Here is a 16,853-nt window from a genome sequence, read left to right on the forward strand (position 1 = left end):
GATTCGATTCCATGACCGATGACGAGTTCCACGATGCATTTGACCACCTGCGCTCGCGTTTCAGCCATCAGACCAAGCGAGACTTTCTGGACGAGCTCGAAGCTCTCATAGAGAACCGGTCGGCCTTGAGAGCAATCGTCTCGAAGCGAGGCCGACGGGAACGCTATATGGCCGTCTCCTTCGACCGACGATTGAATGATGCGCATTTCTCCTACCAGTACTTTGACATTCTGCTCCGCTCGCTCGGATACCTGTCCGCAGGCGTCTACGGGATCCATAAGCCCGTAAGTCAGCTGCGTGTCCTGCGCTGGAGCGCCTCCGCCGCTGATCTGGCGGCGGTCCTCAAGGCCGCCGGCGTGGCGTTCTCAGCCCTAGACTACCAGAGCATGATGGTGGTCGAGACGCCATGGCTGCCGGCCGGCCACCGCCTGCGCCGCGGCCATTTCTGACCTCGTTTTTTCCGACAGACGACCGATCTGAATCAACGTTAAAACAGTCCAGGCGGCCAGAAAGAGTCAGAACTAGTTCTATCGTGGCTGGCGGCACCTAGCGCCTAGAGCGGATCTTTCGAACCGCCGCATTGAGTCAGAACAGGTCATGCTGGGTCGCGACCACCTATCCCCTCAACGCGTTTTGGGACTGTCCGTTTGAGCGAGATATCTCGGCTCAGAACACACATAAGCTTCGACACAACCTTGGCGGCCTCATCGAATTGGGAGAGGTTGCGACAAGCCGGGAGATTTTGAGTGATCGAGAAGACCTACGAAGCCGTCCTGGTTCAGGACGGGCCGGACTCCAAACCCGTCGTGTTGTTCTCGGCGCCTGCGACAGACGTTGAACAATGGATCGGCGTGCCACAACGTCTCATGCTGGGCGATGACGAGACCGTCGGGTTTCAGCGAACGGTTTCCGACACACGGCGCGAGGCCCTAGCCCAGTTCTTCTCGAATCCGGACAACATAATTCAAAACCCTCTTCTCGGCGCCATTCGGGCCGAGCGCGGGATTGAGGTGGAGTTCACCCCGACGAGCGCAGAGACCCCCAACCTCGGGCACATCTCCATCAAGACGTCGAACGAGGAAGAGAAATCCCTCAAGACGCTTTTCGGTGAAGTCCGCCAAGCGCTGGAAGCCCGGGAGCTCAAACTTCTTGATCGACCGTTCCCCGTCGACCTTTACCAGTCCCTCGAGGGCCTAGCGCGCAGCAGCAAACTCGTTCTCGAAACTCAGTGGCAAACGAATGCGAACGCCGCGTCGCTCGACGAAGACAACTCGTTCGACGGGCAGGATCCGGATGAAGATGCGGACGCGCAGTTCGACGAGGAGGGCGAAGACGAAACTTCGGACTTGGGGGAGGGCTCCATCCTTGGTGGCGATCTCGCGACAGCCGTGGAGGATGCGCTCGAACAGACACACATCACCGAGTTTTGGGATCAGCTGAGGGCACGCGAGAAGCTTGCCGAAAATCTTGGCGCGAACTGCCCGACCGACGCGCTGCTCGGCTTCACTCGCGAAGTCCTGATTTCTTACCTGCGGCCGATAATCCTGGTGGATGGTCAACATCGGCTGGCGGGCGCGGTGGAGGCCGCGCTTCGCCGCATCAACCGCGAAGTTGGATTCAATGACGAGGCCGCGGCGCGGCTGGGCGAGGGCGTCCCGCTCGCGGAGGTGCTGGCGCTTCAGAAGGTCGAGGCGTCGCGACGGCTCCCAATGTCAGTCACGCTCAATCATTCACCTGCAGAGCACGTTTTCCAGTTCGTCGTGGTGAACCAGCGGGCCACGCCGGTGCCGAAGGCGCTTCTTGGCACGATCGTTTCGACCAGCCTCAATGACCAGGAACTCGACAGCATTAGAAGGCGTCTGGAAAAGGCTAGCATTCCGGTTGAGGGCTCGCAGGTCGTCGCCGCGCTTACCCGGAACACCGCCAGCCCGTTCTTCGGGCTCGTCGCACGTGGCTTCGATCCCGACAATGCCAGCAAACTGCCTTGGAGCGTCGTCGGGAGCCTCGCCGAGATGTTCAGGCTGCTCAAGGGTGGGATCTTCTATCACCAGTCTAAACCGGACCATGCGGCCACTTGGGCGAAACTCTTCCTCCCGCAGAGCCAGGTCATCGACGACTGGAGCGGCAACGGGTTCAAGGACGAACTGGCTTACTGGCGCGATCCGGCGGGACCGTGGCAGCCCATGTTCGTCGCGTTCTGGATCGCCGTCAGAGATCGTATCGCTAATGTTGAGGACCCAGACTCCGGGAACTACTGGGGTAATCCCCGGACCTCGAACCTGTTCAACAAGCCCAGTCTGACAATCCTGCAAACGGACTTCTTCGCCTATCTCGTGACTCTGCAGGCTACGCTGGATACCGTGGACGACGTCAATCGACACGTCGCCCAGTGGCTCAAGCTTGTTGATTCGAAATACTTCGCCCGAGATTGGAAGCTGGGAGGGGTCAAGAAGGACGCGGTGGGCACGCGGCGGACCTGGGCGGAACTTTGGTCGACGTACCGTCAGTCGCCCATTCAAGTCCCTCGGGTGGAAGAGTACCGTGCTTTGGGAAAGGGCGTTAGGTGAGCGCGTCTACGACGCTGAAGTTCGTCAGTGACGCGCCGCACAATGATCCAGGGTTTATCTGGGATCGCGATCGAATCGGCGCCTTTGGCGCGGTGGGCGTTCCGAGCGACGTCCTCGGTCTTCATGACGGCCTGCTGCGCGGCGACTCATCTGTGCTTTGGTTGCGCTGGTTCCTCGAGGGCTTAGCTTCGCCCGGTGCCTATGTCTCGGATCTGACCAAGACTTGGACCGATGTCTACGACCACGTTTTGGCGCGCGTGAAGTCCGTCTACAAAGACGACCTAGACACAGATCGGACCAAACTGACACGGGCGATCACGGATCATCTGTTCAGCGAGATCGAACGGCGACGGGCAGCGGGTCGACGCAACGCGTCCCGTTCCGACCGCGTCAGGATGATTCAAAGCCAAAGCCCGCCGCGATGCTATCTATGCGGCTTCGCCTTCAGCCAAGAGGCTATCCAGAAGTTTCTCGGCCAGCCGGCGAGTCCCGTGGTGCTTCCGCCGACCCTCGACGTGCTGCGCCCACGCGGACGCAAGCCGCACGAAGTTAGCATCGAGGTCGAGCATGTCATGCCGGTTACGTCCGGCGGCCAAGCTGGCGACAATCTGCGCTTGGCCTGCGGATGGTGCAATCGCGCCAAGTCCTCCAAGACGTCGATCTATGATGCGGCCTTCACGTCAAGGAACCCGTCCGGCGGTGCTCCACTCGTTCTGGCGGGTGAGCTCCAATACGAGCTTCCTGAGCCCTTCTGGGTAGTAAGGATCATCGCAATCCAGCGCCATTGCCAGGCAGATGGCTGTAACGCCACGATCTCGAACAGCGAGCTTCGGATCACCCTGAAGGACTTCAGCGGATCGCCGAACCCGACAAACCTTCGTGCAGTCTGTCCCCGGCACGATCCAATTGCCACGGAGCGCTTCAGAAACAGCGCGCTCGTAAAAGCGATGTGGACTTAACCGGACGCTAACGCCGCGTCTGACCTACACGATCGGCTCTTGTTCTTGTGCGGCGGTCTCGGCCATTTCCCGGAAGCTGTTCACTTGGTTTGAGATGTCCCTGAGAATCGGCAGGAGCATTGTGGCCTGGGCCTGGAGGGTGTCGGCCTTCAGCTCCTTAAGGGCTTTGGCGAGGTCCGAGAGCGTTTTGACCGGAGTGTTCTGCTCCTTGTGGGCGCCTTGGGCGATGGCGAGACGCCAGATGGGGATTGCCTCAGACGGCGCGCTGATCTGGAGCCGGCGGGCGAAGTTGGTGAAACCGGTCTGTGCGTCATAGCGGGCGATCTTCTGCCAAGCCCGGATGTCCTCCGCCTTTTGGAAGACGTTTGCGCTCTTGTCGTCTTCCTCGTCGCCGCCGGCGCCGTTTCGGGGTTGCGAGAAGGCCCATTGGAACAGCGCTTCCTCGGCGTCGTCCTTCAGGTTGAGATCCCGGCTCTCAAACCCGAATTCCTCACGGGCGTGCTTGTGAGCCAGTATGAGATCAAAGAAGTACTGGTCGCCGTCCTTGAAGCGGTTGCCCGCTTCCTCGACACGCTCGCCATACATCATCTTGAAGTGGCTGAAGGCTGATGCAGCCTGGATCGCGCGGCGGATTTCCTCGGGCTTCATGGGCAGTTGGTGCGCGACGGTGTTTAGAACATCGTCTTCGAGCGCGAGCGTTTCGTCAGGGCCGTGCTTCTTGCCGAACGCGGCGCGATAGAGCGTCAGGATGTACAGATTGGTAGCATAGGGCGTCCAGTTTTTGGCCGGAGAGATGTGGCGGACGCCGAGGAGGCGAGGCAGTTTCTCCTTCAACTCGGCGGCGGTGTCGGCGTGGACGGGATAGACTCGGACGTTGTTGGTCTGGGCGACCAGGGCCTGGATGGCGTCAACAAGATCGCGCTGACGGCGCAGTTCGTTCGGGGCAAAGCCGCCCTTGGTCATACGCTCGAGTTTGGCGAGCTCCTTGGGGAGGCGCAGCCGCACATTGCCGAGCACGGAGATCCGGGTGTTGCCCTCGACTACGACGGCCTTTTTCGAGCCTGGCGGGCACCAGACGATTATCGGATCGACCGGCGTCCAGCCCTGCTCAATGATCATGCTCTCCAGCGCGCCGGCGTTGTATACCTCGTACACCCGTTTCACGAGATCGGGCTGGCGCGCAGGATCCAGCAGCAATGCCGTGTCCTCATAGCCAGGTGCCGGTTCGGGCGAGATGCGGGGGTTATTTGGGTCAAGGAAGATGTCCGTAAGGGCCATCTCGGTGGGCGGATTGAAGTCCGAATGCTGCGATGTCATGCGACGTCCTTTCGGCGATCGGTAAGTACAAGGAGCTGGCGATCACGCCCGGTGTCCGACAAGAGCCGGTCAAGCCGAGAGGCGTGGGCGAAGGGCAGAGGCGGCCAAGGACGGGTGGCCGTAAGACGGGCGTACTCCGCGAGCTGGGCTGTCGGGTCAAGAGAACGTAGCTCATGACGCATGTCGTTTAGCCAGGCCGTCAGGGCGAGAACGGTCGGCGCGTCCAAGGGGACCGCTTCTGACCCGCCGAGGGGCAGATCGCTTTTAAGGACCGCGGCGACGTCGTTGCGGTCTGTCAGATAGGCGTTGGCGACGGTTGTTCGGTTGTGACAGTCCACAAGGAACGCCTCGAGCGCCGGCGGCAGGTCCAGGCGATGATGGAAGGCTGCGTAGGTGAGCCAACTGGATGCGGAAAGACGACCGCCGGGCCTCCCCGCCTGGGCGGGTCCGCGCGTGTCGTAGAGTTCTTCGCGCGCCCAGAAGGCGGCGGTCAGAAGTTCGACGAACTGACGCCAGAGCGATCCGGCCCGCGTATCACGCTCCAGTCCGAGTTCAGGGCCAATGGTGTCCAGATATTCGGTCGGATCCGAGTGTTTGGCGCCGGACAGGCTGAATCGGTTGAACACCTCGCGGAACAGGGCGCTGTTCGCGGGTGTCTCCACGAAGACCCCCCAACGCGCTTCATCGGCGAACCGTCCCGGATCTCCGAAATAAGGGTGGCCGTAGAAGAGAAGACGCGGCGCCTCGCCCGGGGCTAGTCCATTCAGTGCTCGCATGGCGACGGCGGCCTGTGGTGCCGCGACACGGTGAGCCTGGAGCAGGCTCTGGACCTTCGCGCGCAGATCGTCGGGCCCGGCGAAGTCTTCGTCCACCAGGCGGGGCCGGAGATAGTCGTCGATCTCCTGGTAGAGCCAGCGCTGGTCGAACCGGTAAGCCAGGTCCGGGTTGTCCGCCTGGACGACGAAGGCCTGTCGCTTGCCAGGGGCATATCGCACGCAACGGCCGGCGGCCTGCATCAGCTTGATGACGCTGTTCGTCTCGTAGGTGATGACGACGGCGTTGATCGCCGGATCATCGAAGCCCTCGAGCAGAAGCTGGGCGGAAATCAGGAGGGCTCGCGGCTTGCCGGCGAACAGGTCCACGAAATCCTCGTTTGACACGCCATGGGAGTTGCCGCCCCCGTGGATGAAGCCGACGTCGTCCGCGGTCAGGGAGTGGTCCTTCTCGGCCGACAGGCGGCGTTGGAAGGCCTCATGGAACCGCATCAGCTGGTCTACCCGATTGACCAGGACGAGGGTCTTGGTGAACCGGTCCATCGTTTCGTTGATCAGCAGATCCACAAGGTTCGTCAGGTCGGCGTCGGTCCAGTTGAAGGTCTCGACACTGATGGTCTCGAACTGTGGGCGAAGAATCGCGTTGCGCTCCGCCAGCTCGCGATAGGTGATGGTGAAGGCGATTTCGTCGATGCCGATCGGCAGCCGGTCGGTGCGAATGGGCGTGGCGGTGAGTAGCAGAACGGGGAAGGCGGCGATTGCCTCGAAGATCGGTCGATAAGACTTGGCCGCCGCGTGGTGGGCCTCATCAATGACGACCAGAGCCGGACGCGTATCCTCATTGAGAAGATCAGCGATCTCGCCGACCATTACGAAGCGGATACGTGTCGCCAGCTTTAGGACATCCGGAGGCAGGCTCGCCGGATCGGCGGCGAGAAGCTTGTTCAGCTCGCGGAACGCCTGGGTTCGCAGTGTGTGCCGGTGCGTAACCCACACCACGCGCGATGTCGGCGATGGCGCGCGCGCCAAGACTTCAAGGATGATGCGCAACGCTGTGCGGGTCTTGCCGGCGCCGGTCGGCAGAACCAGGCCGACCTTGCCGCTCGGCCGGCGGCGAAAGGCGTCAAGGCACCGGGCGACGGCTGTGTCCTGGTAGCTCCAGTCCGGGCGCAGGTCAGAGGTCGCGGAAGGGGAGGAGACGGGGCGATTGCCCAGGACCCGCGTCGAGGTCTTGTGCGGCGCCGGGACCCGTCGCCCCAACGCGGCGGCCAGAACCGCAACGGGTATGCCGATCGTCCGGGCGATGTCCTCTGGTTCGGCGCCGTCCTGGACGAGCAGCGGCCCCGCCTGCTCGGCTATATTAGCGAATTCGAAGGCGGTGTCGTCGCGATCCTCAGCCCAGCCACGATGAACGAGGATGGCGGCGGCCTTCTTGACCAGCTCCAGCGTCAGGTCGTTCACCCCCCGCGCAACGTCGTCGGACAGCAGGGCCTGGATACGATTGACGTGGATCGGACGGGTGTCGCCCTCGCTGGCCAGAACGTCGTTCAGACGCTTGGCGGTCGCCGTCACGCTCCGGTTCTCCAAATAGAACGGGATCAGGAAGCCTTGGACGAGCGCCTGGACGGCCTCGCTGCGTACACTATGACGAGCCATGAATGATCCATAGTTTCGGACGAGAAACGGATCAAGCCAAAAATGCGTTTGCATTCGTTAACGGCGCATGGCATGACAGTCGCCGAGAGGACCAAATGCCGGTGTAGCCATGATGCGGAAGAGCGAGCAGGACCAGAAAAACGAAACCCCGCGAGGGCCTGAGGGCTGTCGCGGGGCTCTGGGGGTCCGTGACCGTATGCTGTGCAGTGACGATCAGCGGCTCACGGGAGTCATATAAGCCAATGCTCGCGCCTGTTCAACCGACTCTGTACACCAGTCTGACGCCCGTCATTTCCTCGGGACGTCTCAAGGTTTTCCTGCGCCATGCCGGTTTCGACCAAGCTCGCGCGCTCAAGCTCTACAAGTGGAATGCCGACTTGGGCGCCGCCTTTCATCTTCCGATCCAGGCGGTGGAGGTCGGGCTTCGCAACCGCGTCGATCAGGCCCTGCGGACCGTTTATGGCCAGGACTGGTGGAAGGACCCGGTCTTCCGCAAGGACGCGACCGCCAAGGCCCGCGACGACATCAAGACCGTCAAGAACCGGCTCTACCGCGAGAAGAAGACCATCACGACCGACCGGATCGTGGCCGGGCTCAGCTTCGGCTTCTGGGTAGCGATGCTCAGCCCGCGCTACAATCCCGCGATCTGGAGCGGCCAGCTGCGCACCGCCTTTGTCGGACTGCCGGTCGGCCGCGTTCGCGGTGACGTCTACGATGCGGCGGCCGGCACGGCTTGGCTGCGCAATCGCATTGACCACCACGAACCGATCATCGGCCTCAACCTGACGGCCCGTTATTCGGGCATGATGGAGCTTCTCGGCTGGGTCTGCCCGATCAAGCTGGCCTGGATTCAGCCGCAGGCCCAAGTGATGCAGGTTCTGCGTCAGGCGCCCTAGGCCGCCAGGGCGACCAGGTTGGCGATATCGCGGATCTCTCGATCGCTGGCCAAAGTGGCGATGCCGCGGTGCAGGTGCAGCCGGAACTGCTGGGCCAAGGTGTCGTCGTCGACGGGTAAGCCGTCTTTCAGACACCGCGTCTTGAGCAGGGCGAGATAGACGTCGGCGTGGCGACCGCCAAAAACCCGCCAAGACATCTCGACGTTGGAGTCCGCCGGAATCTTCGACGGCGGGGGGACATGAACGTCAGCTAACGACTGGCAAAAGGCCCAGCGACACAGCACGTTCCAGTGCTCGATGCCGGTGTAGCGTTTCAGCCGGATCAGCTGTTCACGGGCCTGCATAGACAGGCGGATATGTTCGATCGCCATCAGGCTGCCTCCGCCGCGAAATAGCCGTCCTCGACCACGGTGCGGGCCTCGTCTTCATCGTAGCGCAAGCGGTATGTCCGACCCACCGAAGGCTTCAGCGCCTCGTAGTGGTCGCGGGTTATCTCTTCGTCTGTCGACAGCAGCATCACCTGGTGGCTGGCGTTCGGGAAATAGTTGGCGACGAGACGGGCGCGATGCTCTGAATCCAGTCGGCCCAAAGGGGTGTCGATGACCATGGGTAGGGGGCGGCCCGAGGCGCGCCCCAGACCCCAGAGCATAGCGATCGCAAGGAGCTGACGCTCACCGGCTGAGAGCCGTTCAGCCGTGATGATCTCGCCGCGCGGCCCTGTCAGCTCCAGCATGAAGGTCTGTGGATCGATCCTCAGCCCCCGGACAAGATCGCGCTTGCGCACGAGCTGTTGGAAACTGTCCAGCACCAATTGCTCGATCCGGGTGACGTGGCGATGGATCACCGCCTCGCGGAACCGACCCAGGGTGTCGCGGACGCGTCCGGAGTGATTGAGAATGCGACCGATGTCCTCCTGCTCGAAGTGGGCCCGTGCGGTGACTTCCAGTAATTTGGCCTCGCGATCGCGCAGGCTCTGGATTTCACGCTCGAGCCGCTGTTTTTCCTCTTCAAGGCGTCCAGCCTCAAAGGCGGCGATCCGATGCTGGTCGCGGGCGGCGTCGCGGGCGCTGATCAGGTCGCCCACCGAAGCCTCAGCCGGGACGGAAGCCAGCAGCCCGCGCAGGTGTTCGACAGTCTCGCGCATTTGGCGCGTCTGGGTGAGCAGATCGGCGGACTGGCGCGTGGCGGCTTCGAGCTCTTCGCCGGTCGTCAAGGCGTCCAAAGCCGCCAGACCCGCCGCGTCAAGGTTTAGAACCCGGGGCATGGCCGCGGCGCGGTCAAGCTGTTCGCGCCTGTCCTGGGCGAAGGCTTCCAAGGCTTTTCGGGCCTCGGACGGCAAGGCCTCCAGAGCGGGGTGGGCAATCAGGGCGGCGTGTTCGTCGGCCATGACCCCGGCCGTCGTTTCGCTGCGGCGGGCGGCTTCTTCATCGCTGGCGCGTAAAGCCACTTCGCCGAGCAGACCAGAAATCAGCTTGAGGGGCGTTGAGCCGGCGGCCGCGTCCCGCAGGGATCTTCGCAGCGCCTCAAGCGCGCGTTCGCTGACAGCCAGTTCGGCTTCCAGCCGGGATCGGTCCTGAAACAGAGCTCCGCCCTCTCGCTCATAGCGAGCGTCCAGGAGCTTGACCTCCTTGACGAGGTTGTCGACCTCGACGGCCTGGCTGGCGCTGGCCTGGTTGACGCGCACCCGGTCTGCGGTGAGGCGGTCTATGTCGGCGCGCAGGCTAGTCAGGGCCTCGGCTTCCGCCGGCGTCTTGAGATCGCCGCGATGGCGTCGTTCCAGCGCGTTTAGATCGGCGGCCAGGCGTTCGACGATGTCGAGCCCGAGCAGGTTCTGGATCGCGGTGCGGATCAGCCCAGGCGCCTCGTTCAAGTCCGCGTAGCCCTCGACCTTCTCACCGTCGAACAGAAACAGGGGCGCGATGCGGGCGGGCAGAAGGTCTTCCACTTGGGCGCCCCAGTGTTCGGAGGCGGCCTTGTCGAGCTTGCCGTCGCGCAGCACCTGGAACTGTTCACGCGTATTGTCGCCGTTGCGCCAGGCGCGCGTCAGTCGCCAGCTCTGGGTCTCGCCGTCGATAGTGTAACGGAAAGCCACCTCCACCGAGGCGTCCGATGCGCCGTGCTGCCGATGCACCGAGCGTCTCAGGTATTCATCGTAGGCGAGGTCCGCGCGGCCGGCGCAATCAGCCCGGGCGCCGTAAAAAGCCAGCTGCAGGGCATCGAGCAAGGTGGTCTTGCCGCCGCCGTTCAGGCCGCCAAAGAGAATGATGGGTTTGTCTCGGGACATCGGCGTCAAGGTGATGGCCTGACGGCCGCCGTAAACGCCGAAATCATGAAGTACCAGTTCGTCGAGGATCATGCCGACTGCTCCGCCGCGGGATCGAGCGGCGGTTCAGGCGCGAAAGACAGAGCGCCGTCGATCCCGTCGTCGTCGCGCAGCCCCTCGATGAGGTCGCGTCTGCGGAGCGCCGTCGCCTGCGCTTCGGCCTTGTTTTCATAGGACCCGCGCCGCAGAGAATGTTCCAGAGCTTTGAACAGCCCCGCCCGACGGGCCATGCTGCTGTGCTGCCGCTCAAGATCCAGAAGTTCTCGCGTCAGTTCGAAATGCAGGACGTCGTCGCCGCAGAGCTCACGCAAGACGTCGACTTCCTCTCGCCCGAATGCGGCTCCGTCATCCAGGCGTCCATCCGGGAAAGGCACGCCAAGCACTTCCTCGTAGATGCCGGGCAGACTGTCTTCGATCTCGTGCTTTTCGACGACCCACAGCCGGCGGATTTCGCGAAGCTCGGGCAGGGTGATCAGTTCGATCGTGTCGGAGTGCTCCGGACCGTTCAGTCGAATATGTCGCTGGGCTTCCAGAACCCGACGCAGCCACGTCTCACGGGCGCTCTGCGCATAGGGACCGTGGACGATGTCGTCGTTGAACACCTGCAGGCTACCGTTCATTTTGCGGAAGTCACGCAGGTGCTTGTCGTTGCGCTTGCCGTTCTCTCCTCTGACATCCAGCTCGTTGCGCAGCTGCAGAAGGGGCAGCATCCACTCCTTCTCGACGTCGTTCTGAATCATGGCGGTCATGGACTTGTCCTGCTCGACCATGGTGCAGACCCAGCAGCCGAAACGGCTGTCGCCACAGCTGGGCGTCGTGGCGTCGATGACGAGCGGGCATTCCCCGTCCGCCGAGGCGCCCTGATACATCGTCAGCAGATCCTTGTTAGGGAAACCCCAAGGGTTCTTGCGCTGCATCAGGAAGGTCCAGACGTCGTCGTTGGTCCAAGCTTCGATGGGCGAATAGACGTAGGAGTTTGGCAGTTTGCCGTTGGGGCTAAGCTTGTCCCGCACGCGCTTGCTCTCGTAGCGCTCCATAGCCTTGGATCGGGCATGGCTTTCGGCCTTGCGCGTCCCGAGGACAACAATGGCTTCGCCGCTAGCCTTGACCACGCGATTGATGAACCGGTTTGATGGATTGATCTTGAGGCGGTCGGTGCACCAGCGAAACTTCGCGCGGGGCGCCGGATAGCCGCGCCCGATCAGGGTGGTCCAGAAGCTCTCGCTGGGATCCGGCGTCAGCCGGTGAGAGGTGAGGGGCAGCCCGGCGGCCGCGGCTGCCTCGCCCATCCGGTCGAGGGAACGTCCCACCCAGGCGGCTACGATCGGGTTCTCGACCAAGGTGTCGGTGCTGATTACATAGACTGGCTTGGTCCGTTCGGTCGGCGGCACCTGGGTCAGGGCCGCCCAGACCAGCTGGAGGGTCGCAGTGGAATCCTTTCCGCCGCTATAGCCCACCACCCAAGGGATGCTGTCGGCGCGGTAGAGTTCGACAATCTCCTCGACTAGTCCGGCGATCGTCGGCCCGAAGCCAAGAGGCTTGAACGCCGTCGGACGCTCGGACGGATAGATTTTCAGCTGGGTCATGCGTTCTCGCGGGCGAGAGCGGTTTCGAACATCTGTTCCTCCGCCGACAGGGGCACGCCAAGGCGCGTCTTGATGGCCGCGGCGGTCAGGAGCACAGCCTGGTGCGACTTGGTCATCCGGTTCGCGACCACGGCGCGCCCGTCCCAGTCAGAGGCCTCACGGCGCCAGTCCAGACCGTTCAGGCCGTTCAGCGCCGCGAAACTCTCGCCGCGACGCAGCAGGGTGTTCCCGACGCGCCCCAAGGCGTGAAGCGCCACGCCATGGGCATGGATATGGGTTTCACGAAGCTGTCCTGACGACAGTTCACCCTCGCGGACCTGCGTCCACTGAGGGAACTGTCCTGCGACATGCTCCCAAAAACCGGCGGCGGTTGTCGCGCGGGCGTCAACGCCATCCAGGTCCACATCCTGCAACAGCGCGGCGGTGGCGGTGTAGAGGGCGCTCAAAGTGACCAGCGCCTTGGAGCGAGGGGACAGGCTGGACTTCTCCATCTCGACCAACCCGTTGAGACCATCAACCTGACCGATCACGAGCTTGGCCACCAAGGCCTGATCATCGCGATGATCGTAGAGGACGCTGAGCGACCGGGATGGGCGAACGCCATACCGGTTCAGGTCGGCGAACATCTGCTGGCAACGTTCAAGACCGCGGTCGTGGAACAGAACCACCGCAATGGTCTCGTCCGCCAGCGCGGGCGATTCAACCAAGGCGGACGCGATTGCGGCGCGCCGGTGCTGACCGTCGTTCAGGATGATCCGTGAGTCGTTGAGGTTGACGCGCAGAACACCGTGATGATCATCCCCCGGGTGGGGAGTGAATGTGGCGTCGCCGTCAATCGAGGCCGTAATGGCCGAAAAAACGTAGGAGGCGGGGTTCTCGACTAGATACCGCACGATTTCAGGCACGCGCCCCTTGTTGAGCTGGCGCTGGGCGCGCAGCTCTGGCTCAAGGGCCTCGTCGGTGAATGTGAAGATCTTCGGGACGTGCCCCAGCGGGCACATTGAAACATAGTATTCTCGACCCGCCTGAATGCCCCTGACGGAGGGAAACTCGAGGATGGTTTTCATCGTCTGTGAACTAGCATATGGACCTGACTCATATATGTATGTTGCCTGCGGCGAGGTCCGTTTGGCAACAGGCAAAGTTTGTGTTCGAAGAAACAAACATACCACTCTATTTCGACAGCGCGGCGACGACGCGTCCCGACCCTCGCGTCATGACGCTTGTCATGAGGCTGATGACAGAGGAATACGGCAACGCTGGAAGTCGTACGCACGTCTTCGGGGCTCAGGCGCTCAAGGCGGTGAACCGGGCTCGCGACCAGGTCGCGAAGGTTGTCGGCGCCACGCCAGACGAAATTGTCTTCACCAGCGGCGCGACCGAGAGCGACAACCTGGCCATTCTGGGCCTGGCGGACCATGGCGCCGCGACGGGCAGGCGACACGTCGTCTCCAGCGCGATCGAGCACAAGGCGGTGCTCGAGCCTCTTGAGCACCTGCGCAAACAAGGTTTCGAGATCACGCTCGTGAAACCAGACAGCTCGGGGCATGTGTCCGCAAGCGACGTGCTCGGCGCTGTGCGCCCCGACACCTTCCTTGTCTCCCTTATGCACGGCAACAACGAGACAGGCGCGCTTCAGCCGATCACCCAGGTGGCTGACGGTCTCACGGACGAGGGGCCTTATTTTCACGTCGACGCCGCTCAGACATTTGGGCGCGAGATCGAAGCCCTACGCCATCCCCGCACCGATCTGATCTCGATCAGCGGACACAAGGTCTATGCGCCCAAGGGCGTCGGCGCCCTGGTGATCCGACGGCGGGGAGGGCGACGCGTTCCGCTCGCGCCGCTCATGTTCGGCGGCGGGCAGGAGCGCGGTCTGCGCCCTGGCACGCAGCCGGTCGCCCTCATCGCCGGACTCGGACTGGCCAGCGAACTGGCGCTTCGCGAAGCTGATACGCGGCGCGCCAGCTGCATCTCCATTCGCGCCCAGGCCATGAACGCGCTCGCTTCGCTCAATCCCGTCGTCCTCGGGGGCGGCGAGGGTGAAGTCCTGCCGCATATTCTCAGCCTGGCCGTACCTGGCGTAGATTCAGAAGCGATCATGGTTGCCGCCAAGGATCTGCTGGCGCTTTCAAACGGGTCGGCGTGCACCTCGTCCAGCTACGAGCCCAGCCACGTCTTGACCGCGATGGGCTTGGGCGAGGATCAGGTCGCGGGCACCGTAAGGCTATCCTGGAGCCATGACACCGCCATCGCCCCGTGGACCGAGCTTGCGCGGCGTCTTCGAGACCTTCGAGAATAACGTCTGTCATTCGCTCCCCGTCAGGGCGCTTCGAACGCTGCCGAGCGCGGCTCGGCGTAAAACCCCGGCCCGCACCGGACCGTGTTGGGGTTTGACGCCCACGCCTCTCCCGCTCGACGGGCGTCGTCTTGCGCCCGCTTGGGGCGCGAAGGAGGCGACGATGCTCATTCCCGACACCCTCATGACGCAGCTGGTGCAGAACGGCCATGCCCACCGGGATAATCCCGGATTGGACCCCAGACCTGTCGTCAAACTGTTCACCCCCGACGGCGGCGCCGCCTGGCTCCTCAGCCAGGTCGATCCGGAGGACAACGACCTAGCCTATGGCCTTTGCGATCTGGGGCAGGGGACGCCGGAGCTGGGCTATGTCAGCCTGACGGAACTGGCGTCGGTCAAAGGTCCGCTGGGTCTGGCCATTGAACGCGACTGGTCGTTCAGGGCGGAGTTATCTATCAGCGAATACGCCCGTCGCGCCGTCGCTTTAGGCACCATCCGCGATTGAGGCATAGGGCCGCCGCCCTCTGGGGCGGCGGTCAGATTTAGTCGAACCAGGTCTTGACCGACGCGCGCGGCGCCTTAACGAACTCGCCGCCCAAGCTGCGCGCTTCGCCGTATAGACGGAGCAGAAGCGCTTGCTCAGCGTCGTGCGCCGATTGAGCGTCGGCGAAGGGCTTGACGGCGAGAAGACTCCACCGGAATCCCATGGCGGGTGGGAAACCTGCGTTCAATTGTCTTAGCCGCCGATGTGGCGCGTTCGAGCGCCCGATCTTCAGCACGTCATCGCCGTCTGGAAGCGCGTCAAAAAGGGGGGCGACGGCACCCTCGAGGACATGGACGTAGACGACGCAATCGCTGTCTTCGATCACGACGGTGCGTTCCCCGAAGACAGGAGCCGGTCCCCGGGAGGGCTTATCCTCGGTGTCCGCCGCGTTGGGCGCAATCGGCCCCTCGCGCGCGTTCAGATCTTGCCGCGCCGCTGTGTCGTAGATGGCCAGGCGTAGCGCCTCCGCCGCCTCAATGACGCGCTCAGGGTCCCCGTCATATCGGATCCAGATCGTTCTCTCGAGTTCAGCGCCACGGACAGTGTCTGGAGCTTCGCCTCGTTCGGAGGCGCTGAGCTTGAAGACTTTCCGGGAGACGCCGTCCACGTTTCGGAACGTCGGTCCGGCGTCGATCCCTCTCAGCCTTCCATAGAGTTGGAGAAACTGCGAAAGCTCGATGATTACATCAAGATCCGGCCTAGCGCTCTTGGGTCGAAGCCTCAGATAGGCTTCGAGAGCGAGTAGCGTTTCATCTTCCGTCCAGTCGGGGTTTCGACGTCTCGGATTGTCGTCTGGCTGCATGTCGAACTCTATGAGCGGCGTTGCGATCGGCCATCCATCAGACGCGTGGTTCCGGTGAAAAATGCACCCTGACGGGCGTGACTACGGGCCTTGAGCTGGATTCGTCTTGTCGCTTGCGTCGTTGTGCTAGCCAAGGGACATGGCCGGCACAAAAGCAAGCTGTGCTCACGTGGATCTGCAGTACGACTGTGAGGTCGGCGCCCGCATCAGGCCTGCGCGTCTGGCGACAAGGATGACCCAGACCCAGTTGGCCAATGCAGCCGATGTCGCCTTCCTGCAGTTTCAGAATACAAGAAGGGCGCCGATCGCGCGGCGGCTTCTCGCCTTCGTCATGGACCAGAGCGCCACTACGCCAGACGCTACCTTGCTCTCAAAGACAGCACCCGTGAGGCGGGCATGACCGGCCAGATGTCGAAGCCGAAGCGTGTTGCGGCGAAGAACCTGGCCGTTCCGTGCATCATGGAAACGGTCGAGTTCACCTTCAGGGCTCCAAGACTAGACTGAGGTCACAGTTCTACAGCGCGCAGGGCCTCGGTCACATCTGTTACACCGGGCTGGGTCCAGACGTCGTCACGCAGGATGAATTTGCTGCTGTTAGTGCGCTTCACATAGGTCGCGCCCGCCCGGATGAGGGCGGCAGGCACCAGGGCGGCGCGGACCACGTCGAAGTGTTCGTCAAAGACGACGCCGGCCAATACGTCGAAATGGTCGCCCTCCAGGTCCCGAATGGCGCTGAGCTGCCGTGACCCCTTTAGCTGCATGGTCCTGCGCCCCTTGATCTGATAGCGCAGGCCATTTGCGCAGGTCGCGTCGACGGCCTTCATGGAGTTGTCAGCCTGCGTCCAGCCGAACGCCTTGCAGAACAGGTGCTCGGCCAGGTCCCCGGTCGGGTTGTTGGCGGTTCGGGTGACGCCGCGATCTCTCAGCATCTGGCTGATGCGGCCGTGCAGGCGCAACAGACTGCGAACATCGAGATGATCGAAGTTGAAATCTGTCGATGATGTTCGAGTCGGCGCATGGGGCGGGGTGCTGATCACAACGCCGCTCCTTTAAGCCCGCATTCTAGCTGCGGAAGTAACAGAAACGAAATCGCTGCGAATTGCTACCGTGCGCCGTCGCCGTTCTGCCGAG

General features: G+C 62.8%; 14 protein-coding genes. 6 read left to right on the forward strand and 8 right to left on the reverse strand.

All coding sequences use genetic code 11. The features are described from left to right. Positions 1-11 precede the first annotated feature (11 nt). The 3 genes from GGR13_RS13175 (at position 12) to GGR13_RS16870 (ending at position 3,526) form a co-directional block, all read left to right on the forward strand. A complete protein-coding gene (locus GGR13_RS13175; RefSeq protein WP_183214000.1) occupies positions 12-449 on the forward strand; it encodes a hypothetical protein in 438 nt (145 codons plus the stop codon). A 297-nt stretch (positions 450-746) separates the two neighbouring features. Then, on the forward strand, positions 747-2,567 hold the full coding sequence (locus GGR13_RS13180) for a ParB N-terminal domain-containing protein (RefSeq protein ID WP_183214001.1): 1,821 nt from the start codon (positions 747-749) through the stop codon (positions 2,565-2,567). Then, a complete protein-coding gene (locus GGR13_RS16870) occupies positions 2,564-3,526 on the forward strand; it encodes an HNH endonuclease (RefSeq protein ID WP_183214002.1) in 963 nt (320 codons plus the stop codon). The genes GGR13_RS13180 and GGR13_RS16870 overlap by 4 nt, the downstream gene beginning before the upstream one ends. 24 nt (positions 3,527-3,550) lie before the next feature. On the opposite strand, the gene GGR13_RS13190 is transcribed toward GGR13_RS16870, so the two are convergent. Beyond that, positions 3,551-4,843 (reverse strand): hypothetical protein, encoded by a 1,293-nt coding sequence (locus GGR13_RS13190; RefSeq protein ID WP_183214003.1) that lies wholly within the window; start codon positions 4,841-4,843, stop codon positions 3,551-3,553. Further along, positions 4,840-7,272 (reverse strand): DEAD/DEAH box helicase, encoded by a 2,433-nt coding sequence (locus GGR13_RS13195; RefSeq protein ID WP_183214004.1) that lies wholly within the window; start codon positions 7,270-7,272, stop codon positions 4,840-4,842. The genes GGR13_RS13190 and GGR13_RS13195 overlap by 4 nt, the downstream gene beginning before the upstream one ends. Positions 7,273-7,514: 242 nt before the next feature. Here GGR13_RS13195 and GGR13_RS13200 point away from each other — a divergent pair, with 242 nt between their 5' ends. Then, entirely contained in the window at positions 7,515-8,168 is a 654-nt protein-coding gene (locus tag GGR13_RS13200; RefSeq protein WP_183214005.1) for a hypothetical protein, read from the forward strand. Here GGR13_RS13200 and dndE read toward each other — a convergent pair. From dndE to dndB, 4 genes are read right to left on the reverse strand one after another with little or no spacing between them, the layout of a single operon-like run. Beyond that, positions 8,165-8,539: a DNA sulfur modification protein DndE gene (dndE, locus tag GGR13_RS13205; protein WP_183214006.1), complete on the reverse strand. Its 375-nt coding sequence runs from the start codon at positions 8,537-8,539 to the stop codon at positions 8,165-8,167. The genes GGR13_RS13200 and dndE overlap by 4 nt on opposite strands. Beyond that, positions 8,539-10,524 (reverse strand): DNA sulfur modification protein DndD, encoded by a 1,986-nt coding sequence (gene dndD, locus GGR13_RS13210; RefSeq protein ID WP_183214007.1) that lies wholly within the window; start codon positions 10,522-10,524, stop codon positions 8,539-8,541. The genes dndE and dndD overlap by 1 nt, the downstream gene beginning before the upstream one ends. Continuing rightward, a complete protein-coding gene (gene dndC, locus GGR13_RS13215) occupies positions 10,521-12,077 on the reverse strand; it encodes a DNA phosphorothioation system sulfurtransferase DndC (RefSeq protein ID WP_183214008.1) in 1,557 nt (518 codons plus the stop codon). Before dndC ends, dndD begins: the two co-directional genes overlap by 4 nt. Then, positions 12,074-13,144 carry a DNA sulfur modification protein DndB gene (gene dndB, locus GGR13_RS13220; protein ID WP_183214009.1) on the reverse strand — a complete coding sequence of 357 codons (1,071 nt, stop codon included), beginning with the start codon at positions 13,142-13,144 and terminating at the stop codon, positions 12,074-12,076. Before dndB ends, dndC begins: the two co-directional genes overlap by 4 nt. A 38-nt stretch (positions 13,145-13,182) precedes the next feature. Between dndB and GGR13_RS13225 the strand changes: the two genes are divergently transcribed. Continuing rightward, the gene (locus GGR13_RS13225; RefSeq protein ID WP_183214133.1) at positions 13,183-14,379 is read left to right on the forward strand and encodes an aminotransferase class V-fold PLP-dependent enzyme; all 1,197 of its coding nucleotides are present in this window, start codon (positions 13,183-13,185) and stop codon (positions 14,377-14,379) included. 160 nt (positions 14,380-14,539) lie between these two features. Beyond that, entirely contained in the window at positions 14,540-14,881 is a 342-nt protein-coding gene (locus GGR13_RS13230; RefSeq protein WP_183214010.1) for a DUF2958 domain-containing protein, read from the forward strand. Positions 14,882-14,918: 37 nt separating this feature from the next. Here GGR13_RS13230 and GGR13_RS13235 read toward each other — a convergent pair whose 3' ends face one another. Continuing rightward, a complete protein-coding gene (locus GGR13_RS13235) occupies positions 14,919-15,722 on the reverse strand; it encodes a GIY-YIG nuclease family protein (protein ID WP_183214011.1) in 804 nt (267 codons plus the stop codon). A 506-nt stretch (positions 15,723-16,228) separates the two neighbouring features. Continuing rightward, entirely contained in the window at positions 16,229-16,759 is a 531-nt protein-coding gene (locus GGR13_RS13240) for a hypothetical protein (RefSeq protein ID WP_221230671.1), read from the reverse strand. Positions 16,760-16,853: the final 94 nt, after the last annotated feature.

The sequence above is a fragment of the Brevundimonas variabilis genome (genome assembly GCF_014199945.1).
Taxonomy (GTDB): domain Bacteria; phylum Pseudomonadota; class Alphaproteobacteria; order Caulobacterales; family Caulobacteraceae; genus Brevundimonas; species Brevundimonas variabilis.